The following is an 18,059-nucleotide window of genomic DNA, read 5'->3' on the forward strand; positions in this document are numbered from 1 at the left end:
ACCCCGAGGACCTGAGGAAGACCGCATGACCACGCCGGAAACGCCCGAGCTCCCCGTCACCTTCCGGCCCGGCCGCACCCGCGCGGTGCTGCTGGCGCTCGGCGCCGCGATGTTCACGGTCCTCACCGCCGTCGCCGTGCTGCTGCCCCGCCTCGGCCCGGGGGAGCGGCTGAGCTTCATCCTCACCGGCGCGCTGGTGTTCGCCGTGCTGTGGGTGCTCGCCCGGCCCCGGGTCGTCGCCGACGGGGCCGGCGTGACGGTGGTCAACATCGCGTCCGGCCGGCGGCTGGAGTGGGCGGAGATCGTCCAGGTCCGGCTGCGGCCCGGCGACCCGTGGGTCTTCCTCGACCTCTCCGACGGGACCAGCCTGCCCGTTCTCGGCATCCAGCCCGGCGTGGCCAGGGAGCAGGCGCTGCGCGACGCCCGCGCCCTGAGGGCCCTGGTGGAGGCCAGGTCCACCGCCGACCGCCCCTGACGCACACCGGCCGCGGGGGGCGCGCGCGGACGCCGGCACCCCCCGCCCGGCGCAGTCGCCCCTGCCACGAAGGGCCTTCTCTTGATTAACCTGTGGGCTGGGACGTCACGGTGACGTCTCCGCCCCCGCGCCCTGCGCGGCCCGCCGGCCGCCGCCCGGGGGCTCCTGCGATCCGAGGAGTGACGAACTCCGGCGATGGACGGACCGTCCTGCAGTACCTGCGCCGCCCCTGCCCTAACTGACGCGGACCCGCTCCGCGTCGTCCCGGAGGCGGCGGCCACATGACCATCCCCCTGCTGCTCCTGGCAGCCGCCTTCCTGCTGATCCTGGCCAACGGATTCTTCGTGGCCGCCGAGTTCGGCCTGGTGACCGTCGACCGCCCCGAGGCGGAACGCGCGGCCGCCGAGGGCGACCGGCGCGCCCGGCGCGTGGTCGACTCCCTCAAGGAACTGTCGTTCCAGCTCTCCGGGACACAGCTCGGCATCACCCTCACCTCCCTGGTCGTCGGCATGCTCGCCGAGCCGGCGCTCGCCGGTCTGCTGCACGGCCCGTTCACCGCCCTGGGACTGCCCGAGGGCGTCGTCCCCGGCGTCTGCGTGGCGGTGGGCATGCTGCTCGCCTCCGCGGTGCAGATGGTGATCGGCGAGCTGGTGCCCAAGAACTGGGCGGTCTCCCGGCCGCTCCAGGTGGCCCGCTTCGTGGCCGGACCCCAGCACCGGTTCGCCCGCCTGTTCCGCCCGGTGATCGCCGGGCTCAACGCGGTCGCCAACCGGCTGGTGCGGGCCCTGGGCTTCGAACCGGCCGACGAGCTGGCCTCCGCCCGCACCCCCGGCGAGCTGGTCTCGCTGGCCCGGCACTCCGCCCGGGCCGGCACCCTCGAACAGGACACCGCCGACCTGTTCGTGCGCACCCTGGCCACCCTCTCGCTGGGCGACCTGACCGCCCAGCACGTGATGACCCCGCGGGTGCGGGTCGCCGCCCTCCAGGCCTCGGCCACCGCCGAGGACGTGATCAACCTGACCCGGGCCACCGGCCTCTCCCGCTTCCCCGTCTACCGGGAGCGGATCGACGAGATCGTCGGCATGGCCCACCTCAAGGACGCGCTCGCGGTGCCCGCGGCCGAGCGGCTGCGCACCCCGGTGACCCGGATGTGCCGGCCCGCCCTGCTGGTCCCCGAAACCCTTCCGGTGCGGCCCCTGCTGACCCGGCTGCGCAGCGAGCAGCCGATCGCGGTGGTGGTCGACGAGTACGGCGGCACGGCCGGCGTGGTCACCCTTGAGGACATCGTCGAGGAACTGGTCGGCGAGGTCCGCGACGAGCACGACGGACTGGACCTGCCCGAACTCGCCCCCGCCGCCGCCGAGGACGGCGCGCCCGCCTGGGACGCCGACGGCGGCTGCCGGATCGACGTGCTGGGCCGGGCCGGACTCCGGGCGCCCGAGGGGCCCTACGAGACCGTGGCCGGGCTCGTCGCCGACCTGCTGGGGCGCATTCCGGCCGAGGGCGACACCGTGGAGCTGCCGGGCTGGCGGCTGCGCGTCCTCCAGGTCGGCCACAACCGCGCCGAACGGGTCCGGCTGCTCAGGGCGGGCCCCGTGGCGGCGCCGGCGGGTGCGCCCGAGGTGCTGGTGGTCCCAGCCGAGGGCCTGCCGGTCGAGGGCCTGCCGGCCGCCCCCCGCGGACCGCTCGCGGAGGCCGCCCGGTGAGCGCGCTGCAACTGCTCTTCGCGGCCCTGCTGGTACTCGGCAACGGCTTCTTCGTGGGGGCCGAGTTCGCGCTGGTGTCGGTCCGGCGCAGCCAGGTCGAACCACTGGGCACCGCCCGCGCCCGGCAGGTCCTGTACGGGCTGGAACACCTGCCGCGGATGATGGCCGCCGCCCAGTTCGGCATCACCGTCTGCTCGCTCACCCTGGGCGCGGTCGCCGAACCCACCGTGGCGCACCTGCTGGAGCCGGTGTTCACGGCCGTCCGGCTGCCGGAGGCCATGGTCCATCCGCTGGGCTACGTCCTCGCCCTCGCCGTGGTGGTCTTCTTCCACCTGGTGATCGGGGAGATGGTGCCGAAGAACCTGGCGATGGCCGCGCCCGAGAAGGCCGCGCTGTGGCTGGGACCGGGACTGGTCGCCTTCGCGCGGCTGTGCGGACCGGTGACCTCCGCGCTCGGCGCCTGCGCGGGGGCGGTGCTGCGGCTGTTCCGGGTCGAGCCGAAGGACGAGGTCGAGGCGGTGTTCACCAGCGAGCAGCTGAACCGGCTCGTGGAGGACTCCGGCCAGGCGGGACTGCTGGACCCGGAGGACGCCGAGCGGCTCGAGGACGCCCTCGGGCTGGGCTCCCACCCGGTGACGGACGTGCTGCTGCCACGGGAGTCCCTGGTCACGGTCGGACCCGAGGTCACCCCGGGCGAGGTGGTCGCGCTCACCGCGCGCACCGGCTACTCGCGGTTCCCGGTGGTGGGGGAGGGCGGCGTCTACCTGGGCTACCTGCACGTCAAGGACGTGCTCGACCTGGACGACGCGGACGGGCCGGTCCCGCCGAGGGTCCGCCGCCGGATGACCGAGCTGCCGGCCGCCCTGCCGCTGGACGACGCCCTCACCGTCATGCGGCGGGCCGCCGCCCACCTTGCCGCGGTCACCGACACGACGGGACGGGCGGTGGGGCTGGTCGCCCTCGAGGACGTCCTCGAACTCCTCGTCGGCGAGGTCCGCGACCCGGCCCACCGGGTGGCGTCCTAGCGGTCGCCCCACGTCCTGCCGAGCCGCCCTCCGCGGCGCGCCGGCCCGCGGGAGGGGCGTGCCCCTTCCCGCGTGCCGGGGTGCCGCAGGGGTGCTGCCGGTGTGCCGCGCCGCCTTGCCGGGGGACCGCTGCCGGGGCGACGGGGCCGGGTCGAACGAGGCCGGGGACGGGGGCCGGGGCAAGGGCCGAGGCGACGGTACGACGGGCTGACGGGTCTCCGGGGCGATGGGGCGGGTGCCGGCCGGCCGAGGCCGCCCCGGGCCGTCGGTCGACGCGCGGGGAGGTGGGGCAGGTGAGGTTCCGTGCGGGCACCACGCCTCACGCCTGCGCGCGGAGGCGCGTGACCCGCCCGTGGCCGTGCCGGGACCGCCCGCGGCGGACCGGGCCGCGGCCGGGCCCGTCACTCGGGGCCGGCCGGCTCGCGGCCGGAGAGTACCTCCCCGTACGCCTGCATCAGATCCGGCAGCCGCAGCGTCGACAGGTCCTCCCGGGACAGCTCCCCCGCCCCCGGGACCGCCGACAGCCGCAGATCCCGGTACGCGCAGCTCTTCTCGTACAGCGTGCGCAGGAACCGCCCGTTGCCCAGCTCGTCGATCCACCCCTGCTCGACCACGTGCGTACTGATCGACAGCAGTTCCTCCAGCGCCTCCTCGTCCCACCCGTCGCCGTTCTCCTCGGCGAGGACCTCGCCGATCGCGCAGAGTTCGTCGGGCCGGTAGGAGGGGAAGTCCACCCGCGTGGTGAACCGGGAGGACAACCCGGGGTTGGCGGCCAGCAGCCGGTCCATCCCCTCGGGGTAGCCGGCGAGTATGACCACCAGATGGTCCCGGTTGTCCTCCGCGCGCTTCAGCAGCACCTGGAGCGCCTCGTCGCCGTAGGCGTCGCCCTTGCCGTAACCGGTGTTGACCAGTGAGTACGCCTCGTCGACGAAGAGCACCCCGCCCAGCGCCGAGTCGATCAGCTCATTGGCCTTCACGGCGGTCTGCCCCAGGAACTCGCCCACCAGATCGGCCCGTTGGGCCTCCACCAGATGGTCGCCGCCGAGCAGCCCCAGCGCGTAGAAGACCCGCCCGAGTATCCGGGCCACCGTGGTCTTGCCGGTGCCCGACGGGCCGGAGAAGACGAAGTGCCGCTTCGGCGGCCGCACCGGAAGCCCCTGGTCGGCACGGAGCCGCGCCATGTTGAGCTGGGCGGACAGCGCCTTCACCTGCCGCTTGACCGGCTCCAGGCCGACCATCCGCTCCAGCTCCGCCAGCGCCTCCTCCAGCAGCACCGGATCGGCCGGCCCCGGCGGGAAGGGCTGGAGCGGGACGAACGCCTTCTCCCGCACGGTGTCCGGCGAGGACAGCGACGCCGTCCCGGCGTCCGGGTCGGAGATCTTCACCCCCACGTCCCGTCCCGCCGTGCCGGCCAGCGGGTCCAGTCCCTCCGTCCCGTCGGCCGCGGAGGAGAGGGGGAAGCCCGCGTAGCCGTCCATGCCCAGCTCCGCGTCCTCGTCCCAGCCGTCCCCCTCGGAGATCGCCGCCAGCCGCGCGGCGGTGTCCATGAACGAGGGGTCGACATGGTGCACGGCGCGGTACAGCGGCAGCGCGGCCGCCGTCCGGCCGGTGCCCTCGTGGGCCCGTGCCAGCCAGTAGCGCAGCTCCTTGCGCTGCGGCTGCTCGCTGCGGCAGCGCATCAGGGCCGCCGACAGCAGCGGCTCCGCCTGCCCGTACATCTCCAGCCGGACCCGGGCCATACCGCCGAACAGCCTGGCCTCGATGCCCAGCACCGGGTCGTCGACCAACGGCTCGGTGTGCCGCACGAGTTGGTCCCAGTCCTTCACCAGGTAGGCGCGGCACGCGTGCAGGAACCTGACCTGGTGATCGGCGTCGGCCGAAGGCAACCCGCCGAGGGCGCGGTCGAGTTCGGGCACATGGCGGCCGTCCAGCCAGTGCGAGGCGTGCGCCAGCAGCAGGTCGCGCCGGCTCTCCAGCACCGGCTGCACCCACCAGCCCAGCCAGTACCAGGAGTTGAGCGGCCGGCCGTGCCGGGTGCGCTGCTCGCCGAAGCGGTCGCGGTACTGGTGCATCCGCAGCAGCGCGGTCGTCGTGTCGACCCGCAGCGCGTGCAGACCGAGCCAGCCGTCGGCCATGCCGGGGTCGAGGCGCACCGCGGCGCGGAACTCCTCCTCCGCCTGCGGATATGCGCCCATGCTGTAGGCGTCCACGCCTCGGAGCCAGGCCAGATCGGCAGGGGCGCCGGGGCCCCGTGCGCCGAATTCCCTCACGTCGTCGTCCCCCACAAACCGTGCCCCCGTCCCTCGCCGCCGGGCCGGCCCCGGCTGCCGCCTCGGCCGAACCGCCCACCCACCGGCCTCGGTTGGCCACACGGCGGCGGACCGACGGACGCACCGAAGGCATCGTACCCATGGGGCCGTGGTGGCCCTACGGGTGCGACGAGGGCGCTCGGGGCATCACCGGCGCACCGTTGCGGCACCCGCGCGGTCACCCACGGTGCGCGAAATGGGGCGCGGGGAGTCCGGAAAACCGGTTCCGGGCAGAACGAAGCCCCCGGTCACGGGGGAACAACCGGGGGCTTCGCGTGTGAGGACGGCCCGAGGGCCGTTCCTTGAGAACGTAAGACCTGCACGGCCCCGGGGTCAAGCCGTGCCGGCGTCCCGTTCGGAGGTTCCGTACCGCCCGGGACGCAGGGGTTCGCATGGTGCCGACGGGTCGTCACCGACCGTGAGGAAAGTGGGGGAGGGGCCTTCCGTCACCTCGTAGCCAAAGGCCGCTCCACGGACCAGCAGGTGCGCGTGGGGGCGCGAGGGATCGCGCGCGAAGTGCGCGCGCTCGGCCGTCTCCCACCGGTCCCAGAAGGCCCGCTGCTCCTCGCCGTCCCGCAGCCGGCCACGCCGCCAGGACTCCTCGGCCGGCACATCCATCCAGATCAGACGGGCCAGACACGGGCGAAGGGCGCGCCGGCCGGCCCCGACCCCCTCGACGACCACCGCGGGGGCGGGCGGCAACGGACGTGGCGCGCCGAAGCGGCGTGCGGACCAGTCGTAGGGCGCGAAGCGGGCCGTGCGCCCCTCCCGCAGCGGCTCCAGCACCTCGGAGGCGAACCGGGCGGTCCAGGAGAACAGCTCCCGGTGGGTGGCGATGTCGTCGAGATGGAGCACCGGCGCGCCCCCGAGCGCCTCCGCCAGGCGGGCGGCGAAGGTGGTCTTGCCGGACCCGGCGTGCCCGTCGACACCGATCAGCCGCACCGGCCCGCACGACGGCGGCAGCCGGAGCAGGGCGGAGGCGAGGGCGTCGAACACGGTTCCACTCTAGGCGCCGGTCACCCCGTACGGCCGCCCGGCCGGGGACCGGCCGGAGGGTCCGGGGGCCGGCACCGTGCCGGTCCGCCGGCTCCGTCATGACCGCTGCTACCAGAGGTAGATACCAATATTGCCGCCGTCCGGAACGGCCGAGGTACTGGATCGGCGGCGGGCCGCTTGGCCATAGTGGGGCCCGGAGCCGTGGACACCATCACCCGAAGCTCACCCCTGGGGGCCGATCAGCCATGAGCAACAGAGCCCAATCGCCGTCCCGCAGAACCGTTCTCGCCGCGGCGGTCGCCGCGGCCGTCGCCGGAACCACCGCGGTCCCGGCGACCGCCGCCGAGGCGGACGCCCGCGCCCCCGAGGCCGGGGCGGCCGCCGCCGGGCGGCTGGTGGACAACCGCGCCTGGGTCACCTACACCGACTGGCGCGAGGGCCGCGCCCACGGTGTGCGTACCCTTTCCGGCGCCCGTCCCGGAGTCGCCCTCGCCGTTCCGGCCGGCGTTACCGAGTACACCGACCCGCACACCGGGACCTCCGCCCCCTGGGAGTACGCCACCTGGACCTCCCCGTCGCACCGCCTCAAGGTCCCCGCGACCGAGGTGATCCCCAGCTGGAACGCCGACACCCCGGCGGGCACCTGGATCCAGGTCGAACTCCAGGGCAGGTACAACGACGGCACCGACACCCCCTGGTACGTGATGGGCCGCTGGGCCGCCGGCGACCAGGACATCCGCCGGACCTCCGTGGACGACCAGACCGACAACAAGAGCACCGTCTGGACCGACACCTTCTCGGTGGACGACGCCTCCACCGGGCTGCGCCTGGTCTCCTACCGCCTGCGCCTCACCCTCTACCGCCGCCCGGGCTCGGGAGCGACCCCCACCGTGTGGCGGCTCGGCGCGATGGGCTCCGACGTCCCGGACCGCTTCACCGTCGCCGCCACGACCCCGAGGGTGACCCGCGAACTGCCGGTGCCGCGCTACTCGCAGAACACCCACGTCGGCCAGTACCCCGAGTACGACAACGGCGGCGAGGCGTGGTGCAGCCCCACCTCGTCGCAGATGATCATCGAGTACTGGGGCCGGAAGCCCACGGCCGAACAACTGGCTTGGGTCAACCCCGAGTTCGCCGACCCGCAGGTCTGCCACGCGGCCCGCTTCACCTACGACCACCAGTACCAGGGCTGCGGCAACTGGCCGTTCAACGCCGCCTACGCCGCCACCTACCCCGGCCTCCAGGGCGTGGTGACGCGGCTGGGGTCGCTCACCGACCTGGAGACGCTGATCGCGGCCGGCATCCCCGTCATAACGTCGCAGTCCTTCCTGGCGAGCGAGCTCACCGGCGCGGGATACGGCACCTCGGGCCACCTGATGACGGTGATCGGCTTCACCGCCGACGGGGACGTCGTCGCCAACGACCCGGCCTCACCGAGCAACGAGGCGGTCCGGCGCGTCTACCAGCGCCGCGAGTGGGAGAACATCTGGCTGCGGACCAAGCGCTACAACGCGAGCGGCAAGGTGGCCTCGGGCACCGGCGGCGTCTGCTACCTGTACTTCCCGGCCCACCCCACGCCCGCCCAGCGCAAGGCCCTGGGGGCGGTGGGAATCCGCTGACGAAGTCGCTGACGCATCCGCTGACCTGCGGTTCTGTGACGAAGCTCTCCGCACCGCGAGCCCGATGCGATGGCATGGTGGAAGAACGGGTCCGGTCACGCGGCCGGTTCCCGGGGGGAACCACCGCACGCGACCTGAGCGAGAGACCATGAGCGCAGCGACTGCCACCCTGACCCGCACCCTCACCGGCGGCCCGAAGGACGACGACGACAACAACCTCGTCGAGCACATCGCCGGCTGGGTCCTGGTCGTCGTGATGGCCATGCTGGTCACCCGGCTCGGCCTGGTCTGACCCGCACCGGCGACGCGGGCGGAAGCGGCCCGCGAGAACGAACACGAGAACGAACAGCAGTGGAGCCCGGCCACCGGCCGGGCTCCACCGGCTTTTCCGCAGGTCTCCCACCCTGTCCTCAGCCCGTCCTCCACCTGTCCTCAGCCCGTCCTCCGTCGGCCCTCCGGCCCTTCTCCCGTCCTTGCCCGGCGCGTCCGCCGCCCGTCCTTCGTCCATGCCCTGCCGGTCTCCGGCCGGATTCCCGCCGCGCCCTGCCGTCGTCCGCGGACCTGTTTCCCATCCGTTACAAGTAAGCGACCGTTAACCGGTGACGTGGCGACGGCGACCGGGCATACTCACAGCGCGCAGCCGCCGACCTGCCGTTTTCTTCCGTGATCCGGAAGGGCGTCGGCCCTGCCCGTGAGCCGGCGGGACCCGCGTCATCCAAGCGGTCGCCCGCCCTGTGCCCGTACAGGGAGGAGAACACCGCCATGACCGATCACGGTGCCCCGCAGCCGGTCGACCGCGCGCTGCCCACCGAGGAGGCCCGGGACCTGCTGGCGCTGGTCCGCGAGATCGCCCAGCGTGAGATCGCCCCGAAGGCGGCCGACGAGGAGGAGGCGGGGCACTTCCCCCGGGAGCTGTTCGCGCTGCTCTCCGCCTCCGGACTGCTCGGCCTGCCCTACTCCGCCGAGTACGGCGGCGGCGAGCAGCCCTACGAGGTCTACCTCCAGGTCCTGGAGGAGCTGGCCGCGGCCCGGCTCACCGTCGGTCTCGGGGTGAGCGTGCACACCCTCTCCTGCCACGCGCTGGCCCACTTCGGCACCAAGCAGCAGCGTCTGGAGCACCTGCCCGCCATGCTCGGCGGCGGCCTGCTGGGCGCCTACTGCCTCTCCGAGCCCGCCTCCGGCTCCGACGCCGCCTCGCTGCGCACCCGGGCGGTCCGCGAGGGCGCCGACGGCGACTGGGTGGTCGAGGGCACCAAGGCGTGGATCACCCACGGCGGCGTCGCCGACTTCTACACGCTGATGGCCCGCACCGGCGTCGACGGGCCCCGCGGGATCACCGCCTTCCTGGTCCCCGGCGACGCCCCCGGGCTGAGCGCGGCCGCGCCCGAGAAGAAGATGGGCATGAAGGGCTCGCCCACCGCCCAGGTCCACTTCGACGGCGTCCGGCTCGCCGACGACCGCCGGCTCGGCGAGGAGGGCCAGGGCTTCGCCGTCGCCCTCGCCGCCCTCGACTCCGGCCGGCTCGGCATCGCGGCCTGCGCGATCGGAGTGGCCCAGGCGGCGCTGGACGCCGCCACCGCCTACGCGGGCGAGCGCCGCCAGTTCGGCAGGCCCATCGGCGACTTCCAGGGCCTGCGGTTCCTGCTCGCCGACATGGCGACCCAGGTCGAGGCGGGCCGCGCCCTCTACCTGGCCGCGGCACGGCTGCGGGACGCCGGGCGGCCGTTCTCCCGGCAGGCGGCCATGGCGAAGCTGTTCTGCACCGACGCCGCGATGAAGGTCACCACCGACGCCGTCCAGGTCCTCGGCGGCTACGGCTACACCGCGGACTTCCCCGTGGAGCGTCACATGCGGGAGGCCAAGGTGCTGCAGATCGTCGAGGGCACCAACCAGATCCAGCGGATGGTCATCGGCCGTCACCTGTTGGGCCCCGAGTCCCGCTGACCGCCGCGCGCCGGCCCGGCGGCGTCGCCAGCCGGGCCCACTCCGGGTCGTCGCGGCCGGGAAGGGTCCGCCCTCCCTCTGCCCAGCTGCGCATCAGGTCGCGGTAGATGGGAGGGTCCTCGGACGCGGGCGCCGGAGCCGCCGGCGCCTCCGCCGGGCCCGGGACGAACACACTTCGCCGCCTGGCCATGGCCGAAGAGGTTGCGGTCATACCGGGAGAACGCCCGGGGCGGCGACACGTCACCCCGCCGGGCGTCAGCGCATCAGTTCGGGCACGGGCCCGGGCCGCCCGGCCCGGGCGCGGGATCAGGCCGCGCGGCCCATGAGGCGGCGGGTCATCGGCGCGCGCAGGGGGCGCGACCCCGGACCGCCGACGTGCGAGAAGGGCTGCGTCCGCCAGTCCAGGCCGGCGGGCAGCGTGAGCAGCAGACCGGTCTCCTGCTCCTGCGGGTCCGTCCCCGCGTCCGCCGGCTCGGCCTCCGCGGCCGTCCGCCCGGTGCCCGCGCACACGGTCAGGCCGAACGGGTTCCACGGCGAGGCGCACAGCGCGTGCTCCGGCAGGACGGCCTCGTCCGCCAGGAGCGCGATGGGCTGCGCGCAGTCCGGGCAGATCACCCGGTACATCTCGAAGGTGTCGTAGGCGTCGAACTCGTCGTCCGCGGCGTCCGGTTCGACGCCCTCCGGCTCGGGTTCGACGACCTGGGGCCTCCTGGACGCGGAACGGCCAGGGCGCTGAAGACTGTGCATCGGGTACTCCCCCTCGGGCTGGGCCGTAAGGCTCTGCGGCCTCGACCACAGCAAGCATTTCCCTGCGCCCCGGGCAGGTAATCACGTGAACATCATGGAGGCCGGTCAGGAAGTGTGTCCTTCGTCACATAGTCATGCACAAAGGCCTCACACCGCCCACTCACGCGGCCCGGACCGGCCGGTCCGTGGACGCGTCTGTGCCCGCCGATCGCCGGCCCTGTAGCTTTTGCCGCATGGAGGAGCTGGACCGACAGATCGTGCGGCTGCTCGTCGAGGACGGGCGGATGAGCTACACGGACCTGGGCAAGGCCACGGGCCTGTCCACGTCGGCCGTGCACCAGCGGGTGCGCCGGCTGGAACAACGCGGCGTCATCCGCGGCTACGCGGCGGTCGTCGACGCCGAGGCGGTGGGACTGCCGCTGACCGCGTTCATCTCCGTCAAGCCCTTCGACCCCAGCGCGCCCGACGACATCGCCGACCGGCTGGCCGGCGTGCCGGAGATCGAGGCCTGCCACAGCGTGGCCGGGGACGAGAACTACATCCTCAAGGTGCGCGTCTCCACCCCCCACGAGCTGGAGGAACTGCTCGCCCGGGTACGCGCCCTGGCCGGCGTCTCCACCCGCACCACCGTGGTCCTCTCCACGCCCTACGAGAGCCGCCCGCCCCGCCTCTGACCCGCCCGGGCCGCTCCACCCCCGCGCGCCGACCGCGCCGGCGGGGCGAGAGACTGTTCCCCATGAGTAATGGCACCGCCCCGACCTCCCGCACCGTCCTGCTGCGCGGCGGTGAGGTCCACAGCCCCGCCGACCCCTTCGCCACCGCCATGGTCGTCGAGCGCGGCCACGTCGCCTGGGTCGGCTCCGAGGGCGCCGCCGACGCCTTCGCCGAGGGGGTCGACGAGGTGGTCGACCTGGAGGGCGCCCTGGTCACCCCCGCCTTCACCGACGCCCACGTGCACACCACCAGCACCGGTCTCGCCCTCACCGGCCTCGACCTGTCCGGCGCCGCCTCGCTGGGGGTGGCCCTCGACCGGATCCGCGACTTCGCCGCGGCCCGCCCCGGCGACCGGGTCCTGCTCGGCCACGGCTGGGACGCCGCCCGCTGGCCCGGCGGCCGCCCGCCGACCCGCGAGGAACTCGACAAGGCCACCGGCGGCCGCCCGCTGTACCTCTCCCGGGTGGACGTCCACTCCGCCGTGGTGACCACCGCGCTGCTCGACCTGGTCCCCGGCGTCACCGCCATGACCGGCTTCGCCGCCGACCTCCCGCTCACCGGCGACGCCCACCACGCCGTCCGCGCCGCCGCCTTCGGCGCCGTCACCCCCGCCCAGCGCGCGGAGGCCCAGCGTGCCGCCCGGGCCCACGCCGCCTCCGTCGGCATCGGCACCCTCCACGAGTGCGGCGGCCCGCACATCTCCTCCGAGGACGACTTCACCGGCCTGCTGCGCCTCGCCGCCGAGGAGCCCGGCCCGCGCGTCGTCGGCTACTGGGCCGAGCAGGACGTCGACAAGGCCCGGGAACTCGGCGCCCTGGGCGCGGCCGGCGACCTCTTCGCCGACGGCTCCCTCGGCTCGCACACCGCCTGCCTCCACGAGTCCTACGCCGACGCCGGCCACAGCGGCACGCCCTACCTGGACGCCGCCGCGGTGGCCGCCCACGTGACCGCCTGCACCGAGGCGGGCCTCCAGGCGGGCTTCCACGCCATCGGCGACGCCGCCGTCACCGCCGTGGCCGAGGGCGTCCGGGCCGCCGCCGAGAAGGTCGGCCTCGCCCGGATCCGCGCCGCCCGGCACCGCGTCGAGCACGCCGAGATGATGACGGAGGCGACGATCGCCGCCTTCGCCGAACTCGGCCTCACCGCCTCCGTGCAGCCCGCCTTCGACGCCTTCTGGGGCGGCGAGGAGGGCATGTACGCCCAGCGCCTCGGCGTCGAGCGGGCCCGCACGCTCAACCCGTTCGCCGCCATGCTGCGCGCGGGCGTGCCGCTGGCGTTCGGCTCCGACAGCCCGGTCACCCCGCTCGACCCGTGGGGCACCGTCCGCGCCGCCGCCTTCCACCGCACGCCCGGCCACCGGGTCTCGGTCCGCGCCGCATTCACCGCGCACACCCGCGGCGGCTGGCGGGCGGTCGGACGTGACGACGCGGGCGTGCTGGTGCCCGGCGCCCCCGCCGACTACGCGGTCTGGCACACCGGGGAACTGATCGTGCAGGCCCCCGACGACCGGGTGGCCCGCTGGTCGACCGACCCGCGCTCCGGAACCCCGGGCCTGCCCGACCTCACGCCCGGCTCCGCCCTGCCGGTCTGTCTGCGCACGGTGGTGGGCGGCGAGACGGTCTTCGTGCGGCCGGGCGAGTGATCTCCGCCGCCGGGCGTCCGCCCCGGGCGCCCGGGGCGGACGTGCCGGGCCCCGTGCGGGCGCGGGGGAAGGAACGTTCCCCGAACGGGGTCCGCGCAGCAATGGCCCGGGTTTGACACGGCGCGGCGGGCGCCGGGTAGGTTCGGCCGGGTCCACCGACGGACGCCCGACCGGGAGCCCCCGCGCACTCGGGGCGCCGCCGCTGGGTCGGGGCGGTGCGCCGGGGCGGCGCACCGGCCCGCTGTGCCAGGTCCAGCGGCCGTGACGTCCCGAGGGGGGTCGTTGCCGGTCGGCAGGTGGGACCAGGCGGGGTGCCGGCGTTCAACAGACAACGGCCTTCGGCGGATCCGCAGCCTGCGGGTCCCGGGCCGGCCCGAAGGACGACGGCCCCCGCCCGGCGCTCCCGCCCCGGGGTCGCCCCCGCCAGGCGTCCGCGCACCCGGTCCGCCCTGCCCGTCGCGTGCGCGCACCCCGTGCCGTCCCCGCCCGTCGCGTGCACACCCCGACCCCGGGCTCCCGCCCGCCGCACAGCCCCGATGCCCAGGCTGCCGTCCGCCGCCCGCACCCTGTTGCCGGGCTCGCGTGCGCCGCGCACCTCCTTGCCTCGGGCCTCCGTCGGTCGTGGTGCGCGGGCTTCCCCGCAGCCGTTACCCGGGCTTCAGCCCGCCGCGTCCCGTTCCCTGGCTTGCCGCGCGGCGCACAACCCTGTTCCCGGGCTTCCGCCCGCCGCGGTGCGCGGGCCTTCGCGACGTGTCCGGGCCTCGTCCGCCGTGCCCCGTGCCGGGGCCTGTCCGGTCGTTTCCCGGGCTTCCGTCGCCGCTTGCCCGCGCTGCCCGTTCGGCGGGGCCGGACTTCCTCGCCCGCGTGTACCTGCCGGTGACGCGCGACCCCCGCCTCCGGCGACCGGCGCCCCGTGCCCGCACCGCCCCGGCGGAGCGGGCAGGCCCACGGCCGCGCGTCCCGTGGCCGCGCTGCGGTCGTCCTGTCCCGGGTACGACCCCTTTGCGCGCTTCCGCGGCCCCGGCCCCCGTCCCGCCGGGACACCGGTCCCGTCGCGCCGTCGTGTCCGCCCGGAGGCCGCCCACTAAGGTGGTCCCCGGCGTAGGGACTTGGCTGCGCACGGCGCCCGCCTCCGCGCGGTCGACGGCGCGGAGACGAAAGGGCAGCAGTGAACGAGGACGGCGTCGGTGCCCCCGCCGCGGGTGGCCAGGAGAGACGGTTCGGCCCGCTCGGCAAGGCCTTGGTGATCATCCCGACCTACAACGAGGCCGACAACGTCGCGCCGATCGTCCGCCGCGTCCGGGCCGCCGTCCCCGAGGCGCACGTCCTCGTCGCCGACGACAACAGCCCGGACGGCACCGGCAAGATCGCCGACGAGCTGGCGGCCGAGGACGACCAGGTCAAGGTCCTCCACCGCAGGGGCAAGGAGGGGCTGGGCGCCGCCTACCTCGCAGGCTTCCGCTGGGGAATCGAGCACGGCTTCGACGTCCTGATCGAGATGGACGCCGACGGCTCCCACCAGCCGGAGGAACTGCCCCGGCTGCTCACCGCGCTCAAGGGCGCCGACCTGGTCCTCGGGTCCCGCTGGGTGCCCGGAGGCCGGGTCGTCAACTGGCCCCGCTCGCGCGAGTTCATCTCCCGCGGCGGAAGCCTTTACTCCCGGGTCCTGCTCGACGTCCCCATCCGCGACGTCACCGGCGGGTTCCGCGCCTTCCGCCGCGCCACCCTGGAGGGGCTCGGGCTCTCCGACGTCGCCTCCCAGGGGTACTGCTTCCAGGTCGACCTGGCCCGGCGCGCCGTGCGGGCCGGCTACCACGTGGTCGAAGTGCCGATCACCTTCGTGGAGCGCGAGCACGGCGACTCCAAGATGAGCCGCGACATCCTGGTCGAGGCGCTCTGGCGGGTCACCGCCTGGGGCGTGGGGGAGCGGGCCGGACGGGTTCTCGGGCGGCCCCGGCGCGGGTGACGGGGGCCACCAGGCACACTGGAGGCATGACGACCGGCCCTCAGCGCTCCTTCCCTCCCACCACTTCCTCCGGCTCCTCGGCCTCCTCCTCGCGCCCGGCCCGGCAGCCCCGTTCCCGGGCGCGCACCGCAGTGCCGCTCGGCGTGGCCGCGTGGCTGGTGCTCGAGATCTGGCTGCTGACGCTGGTCGCGGACGCGGCGGGCGGCCTCACCGTCCTCCTGCTGCTGGTCGCCGGTGTGCTGCTGGGCGCCGCGGTGGTCAAGCGGGCCGGGCGACGCGCCTTCCGCTCGCTGGACGCGGCGATGCGCGGTCGGCAGGACGGGCAGGGGCCGGGCGGCGGGGACGCGCCGGACAGCGAGGGCAACGGCCTCACCATGCTCGGCGGCATCCTGCTGATCGTGCCCGGGCTGATCACCGACGTGGCGGGGCTGCTGCTCCTCGTGCCGCCGGTGCAGCGCAAGGTGCGGGCCGCGCTGGAGCGGTCCCTGGAACGCCGGCTGGCCCGGGCCACGACGGGCATGGAGGGCCTCTTCCAGCAGGCCCGCATCCACCGCCCCGACGGCAAGGTCGTCCAGGGCGAGGTCATCCGCGAGGAGGCCGTCCGCGACGAACACGGCCCCGGCGCCCAGGACCAGCGCCCGCCGCTGATCCCCTGACCCCCCTGATCCTCTGACCCCCGGGCAGCCGTGAGGGCCGCCGGACAGCCTGAGGCCGTCCGGCGGCCCTCACCGCACACGGGGCGGGACCCGCAGGAACCGCCGGCAGCGCGAAGACCCGCGGCAGCGCCAGATCCTCGGCACCGCGAGGCCCCCGGCACCGCGGCGAACCCGGCGCCACCAAAAAACACGGCCGCGGGCGCCGTACGTGAGATCACGTGCGGCGCCCGCGGCCGTGCTTGCGCGGGTCGCGACGCTCGAGCCGAGGGCTACGCCGACTTGCGTCGCGTGTCGCGAGGATGAACGGCGATGTTCATCGCCCCGGAACGCAGTACCGCGAGACGCTCCTCAAGGACTTCCTCGAGTTCCTCACGGGTACGGCGCTCCATGAGCATGTCCCAATGCGTACGGGCCGGCTTCGCCTTCTTCTCCTCCGGTCCGTCACCGTCCACCAGGAGTGCCTGGGCCCCGCAGACCTTGCACTCCCACTCCGGCGGGATCTCCGCCTCGACCGAGAAGGGCATCTCGAACCGATGCCCCTTCTCGCATGCGTACTCCACCGCCTGGCGCGGGGCCAGGTCGATGCCGCGGTCGGTCTCGTAGCTGGTCACCACGAGGCGCGTGCCGCGAAGAGCTCGCTCACTCATGAATCGTGCCTCCCGGGCTTGTCGCCCACAGGACAGGTGTCGCTGTCGTCGTCATCCGGCTCAACGTCCGGTCGGCGGTAAAGATTCCCGTTCCACGCGAATGCGTCGCCGTCGTAGCCGCCCCTTGTTGTACCCACCATCGCCCGCTTTGTCACATCTGGCGGGAGATGTCACTCGACGTCGCGGCGCCTTTGTCGCGCAGTAACGGTACGCCTGGCAGGCCAAACGCGTACACTACCGCCCCGCCGTCTCCGGGTCCAAAAGCATCAGAGCTTCTCCGGAACCGTGTTCCCCGCCTCGGCGACTGCACGCCGCACAGGAATACGAGCCAGGAGCAGGAATCCGAGTGCGAAGAAGGCCACCAGGGAGATGATCGCGTCCCGGTAGCTGCCGGTCAGCTGGTACGTCAGTCCGAAGACCAGGGGGCCGAGCCAGCTCGTGCCGCGGTCGCTGATCTCGTAGGCGGCGAAGTACTCGGCCTCCTTGCCCGGCGGGACCAGGTGGGAGAAGAGCGAACGTGACAGCGCCTGGCTGCCGCCCATGACCAGGCCGATGCCGGACGCCAGCGCGAAGAACCAGACCGCGTTCCCGGAGGGCATGAAGTAGGCGGCGGCCACCACCAGGGTCCAGGCGGCCAGCGAGCCGAGGACGGTGCGCTTGGCGCCGTGCCGCCTGGCGATCCGGCCCAGCGCCAGCGCTCCGGCCACGGCCAGCACCTGCACCAGCAGCACCGCCGTGATCAGCGTGGACTGCTCCAGCCCCAGTTCCTCGGAGCCGAAGATCGCCGCCTGCGAGATCACCGTCTGGATGCCGTCGTTGTAGACCAGGTAGGCCAGCAGGAAGGCGAGGGTGAGCGGGTGGCGGCGCATGTCGCGCAGCGTCTCGAGCAGGCGGCGCGGGGTGGACGCGGAGGACTCCGCGTCCGGCGCCCTGCGGTCGCGCAGCCGGCGCAGCGGAACGAGGGCGAACACGCCCCACCAGACACCCGCCGAGGCCAGGCAGATGCGGACCGCGGTCGACTCGGTGAGACCGAAGGAGTCGTGCATCGTGTACAGCACCAGGTTCAGGACGAGCATCAGCGCGCCCGCCGCGTACCCGAACGCCCAGCCCTTCGAGGAGACCGCGTCGCGTTCCTCGGGCGTGGATATCTGCGGGAGGAAGGCGTTGGACAGCATGGCCGCCACCGACTGGGAGGCGTTGGCGACGATCAGGAGGAGGCCGCCCAGCAGGTAGCGGTCGCCGTCCAGGAAGAACATGGCGGTGGTCGCGGTGGCGCCCAGGTAGGCGAAGAGCCCCAGCAGCGGCTTCTTCCGGCCGGTGCGGTCCGCGACGGCGCTCACCACCGGCATCACCAGCACCGCGACGACCACCGACAGGGACACCGTGTAGGCGAAGAACGAGCCCGCGCTCACGGGGATCCCGAGCGGGTGGACCAGCCCCTCCTCGTCGGCGGCGGCCTTGGTGACCGAGGTCAGGTAGGGGCCGAGGAAGACGGTGAGCACGCTGGTGGAGTAGACCGAGCAGGCCCAGTCGTAGAAGTACCAGCCGCGCTGCTCGCGCCGACGTCCGTCGGCCGTGCCGGCCCCGTCCGTCCGCACTGTGATGCTGCCCAC

General features: G+C 74.3%; 15 protein-coding genes. 10 read left to right on the plus strand and 5 right to left on the minus strand.

Features of this window, described 5'->3' with window-relative positions; translation table 11 throughout:
- The first annotated feature begins 25 nt into the window (after positions 1–25).
- The 3 genes from GBN72_RS29060 (at position 26) to GBN72_RS29070 (ending at position 3,206) form a co-directional block, all read left to right on the plus strand.
- Positions 26–475, plus strand: coding sequence for a PH domain-containing protein (locus GBN72_RS29060; protein ID WP_151774910.1), 450 nt, complete (start codon positions 26–28; stop codon positions 473–475).
- A gap of 281 nt (positions 476–756) precedes the next feature.
- Positions 757–2,181 (plus strand): hemolysin family protein, encoded by a 1,425-nt coding sequence (locus GBN72_RS29065; RefSeq protein ID WP_151774911.1) that lies wholly within the window; start codon positions 757–759, stop codon positions 2,179–2,181.
- Positions 2,178–3,206: a hemolysin family protein gene (locus GBN72_RS29070; protein WP_151774912.1), complete on the plus strand. Its 1,029-nt coding sequence runs from the start codon at positions 2,178–2,180 to the stop codon at positions 3,204–3,206. Before GBN72_RS29065 ends, GBN72_RS29070 begins: the two co-directional genes overlap by 4 nt.
- 401 nt (positions 3,207–3,607) lie before the next feature.
- On the opposite strand, the gene GBN72_RS29080 is transcribed toward GBN72_RS29070, so the two are convergent.
- Both GBN72_RS29080 and GBN72_RS29085 read right to left on the minus strand, forming a co-directional pair.
- Positions 3,608–5,491: an AAA family ATPase gene (locus GBN72_RS29080; RefSeq protein WP_174887221.1), complete on the minus strand. Its 1,884-nt coding sequence runs from the start codon at positions 5,489–5,491 to the stop codon at positions 3,608–3,610.
- Positions 5,492–5,848: 357 nt separating this feature from the next.
- Complete coding sequence (locus GBN72_RS29085) at positions 5,849–6,511, minus strand: uridine kinase family protein (RefSeq protein WP_246212979.1); 663 nt, start codon at positions 6,509–6,511, stop codon at positions 5,849–5,851.
- Between the two features lie 245 nt (positions 6,512–6,756).
- On the opposite strand from GBN72_RS29085, the gene GBN72_RS29090 reads away from it, so the two are divergent.
- From GBN72_RS29090 to GBN72_RS29100, 3 genes are all read left to right on the plus strand, one after another.
- On the plus strand, positions 6,757–8,130 hold the full coding sequence (locus GBN72_RS29090) for a C39 family peptidase (protein WP_151774914.1): 1,374 nt from the start codon (positions 6,757–6,759) through the stop codon (positions 8,128–8,130).
- A 148-nt stretch (positions 8,131–8,278) separates the two neighbouring features.
- Positions 8,279–8,422 carry an SCO1431 family membrane protein gene (locus GBN72_RS29095; RefSeq protein ID WP_151774915.1) on the plus strand — a complete coding sequence of 48 codons (144 nt, stop codon included), beginning with the start codon at positions 8,279–8,281 and terminating at the stop codon, positions 8,420–8,422.
- A 470-nt stretch (positions 8,423–8,892) separates the two neighbouring features.
- Positions 8,893–10,074, plus strand: coding sequence for an acyl-CoA dehydrogenase family protein (locus GBN72_RS29100; RefSeq protein WP_151774916.1), 1,182 nt, complete (start codon positions 8,893–8,895; stop codon positions 10,072–10,074).
- Between the two features lie 306 nt (positions 10,075–10,380).
- On the opposite strand, the gene GBN72_RS29110 is transcribed toward GBN72_RS29100, so the two are convergent.
- On the minus strand, positions 10,381–10,821 hold the full coding sequence (locus GBN72_RS29110; protein ID WP_151774918.1) for a hypothetical protein: 441 nt from the start codon (positions 10,819–10,821) through the stop codon (positions 10,381–10,383).
- Positions 10,822–11,054: 233 nt separating this feature from the next.
- On the opposite strand from GBN72_RS29110, the gene GBN72_RS29115 reads away from it, so the two are divergent.
- The 4 genes from GBN72_RS29115 (at position 11,055) to fxsA (ending at position 15,799) form a co-directional block, all read left to right on the plus strand.
- Positions 11,055–11,495, plus strand: coding sequence for an Lrp/AsnC family transcriptional regulator (locus tag GBN72_RS29115; RefSeq protein WP_151774919.1), 441 nt, complete (start codon positions 11,055–11,057; stop codon positions 11,493–11,495).
- A 62-nt stretch (positions 11,496–11,557) separates the two neighbouring features.
- Complete coding sequence (locus GBN72_RS29120) at positions 11,558–13,177, plus strand: amidohydrolase (RefSeq protein WP_151774920.1); 1,620 nt, start codon at positions 11,558–11,560, stop codon at positions 13,175–13,177.
- Between the two features lie 1,168 nt (positions 13,178–14,345).
- Positions 14,346–15,143 (plus strand): polyprenol monophosphomannose synthase, encoded by a 798-nt coding sequence (locus GBN72_RS29125; protein WP_151774921.1) that lies wholly within the window; start codon positions 14,346–14,348, stop codon positions 15,141–15,143.
- Between the two features lie 26 nt (positions 15,144–15,169).
- A complete protein-coding gene (gene fxsA / locus GBN72_RS29130; RefSeq protein WP_151774922.1) occupies positions 15,170–15,799 on the plus strand; it encodes an FxsA family membrane protein in 630 nt (209 codons plus the stop codon).
- Positions 15,800–16,068: 269 nt separating this feature from the next.
- On the opposite strand, the gene GBN72_RS29135 is transcribed toward fxsA, so the two are convergent.
- Both GBN72_RS29135 and GBN72_RS29140 read right to left on the minus strand, forming a co-directional pair.
- Positions 16,069–16,446 carry an RNA polymerase-binding protein RbpA gene (locus GBN72_RS29135; RefSeq protein ID WP_108957122.1) on the minus strand — a complete coding sequence of 126 codons (378 nt, stop codon included), beginning with the start codon at positions 16,444–16,446 and terminating at the stop codon, positions 16,069–16,071.
- Positions 16,447–16,712: 266 nt separating this feature from the next.
- Positions 16,713–18,059 carry an MFS transporter gene (locus GBN72_RS29140; RefSeq protein ID WP_151774923.1) on the minus strand — a complete coding sequence of 449 codons (1,347 nt, stop codon included), beginning with the start codon at positions 18,057–18,059 and terminating at the stop codon, positions 16,713–16,715.

Source organism: Streptomyces abyssomicinicus (genome assembly GCF_008974245.1).
Lineage (GTDB): Bacteria > Actinomycetota > Actinomycetes > Streptomycetales > Streptomycetaceae > Streptomyces > Streptomyces abyssomicinicus.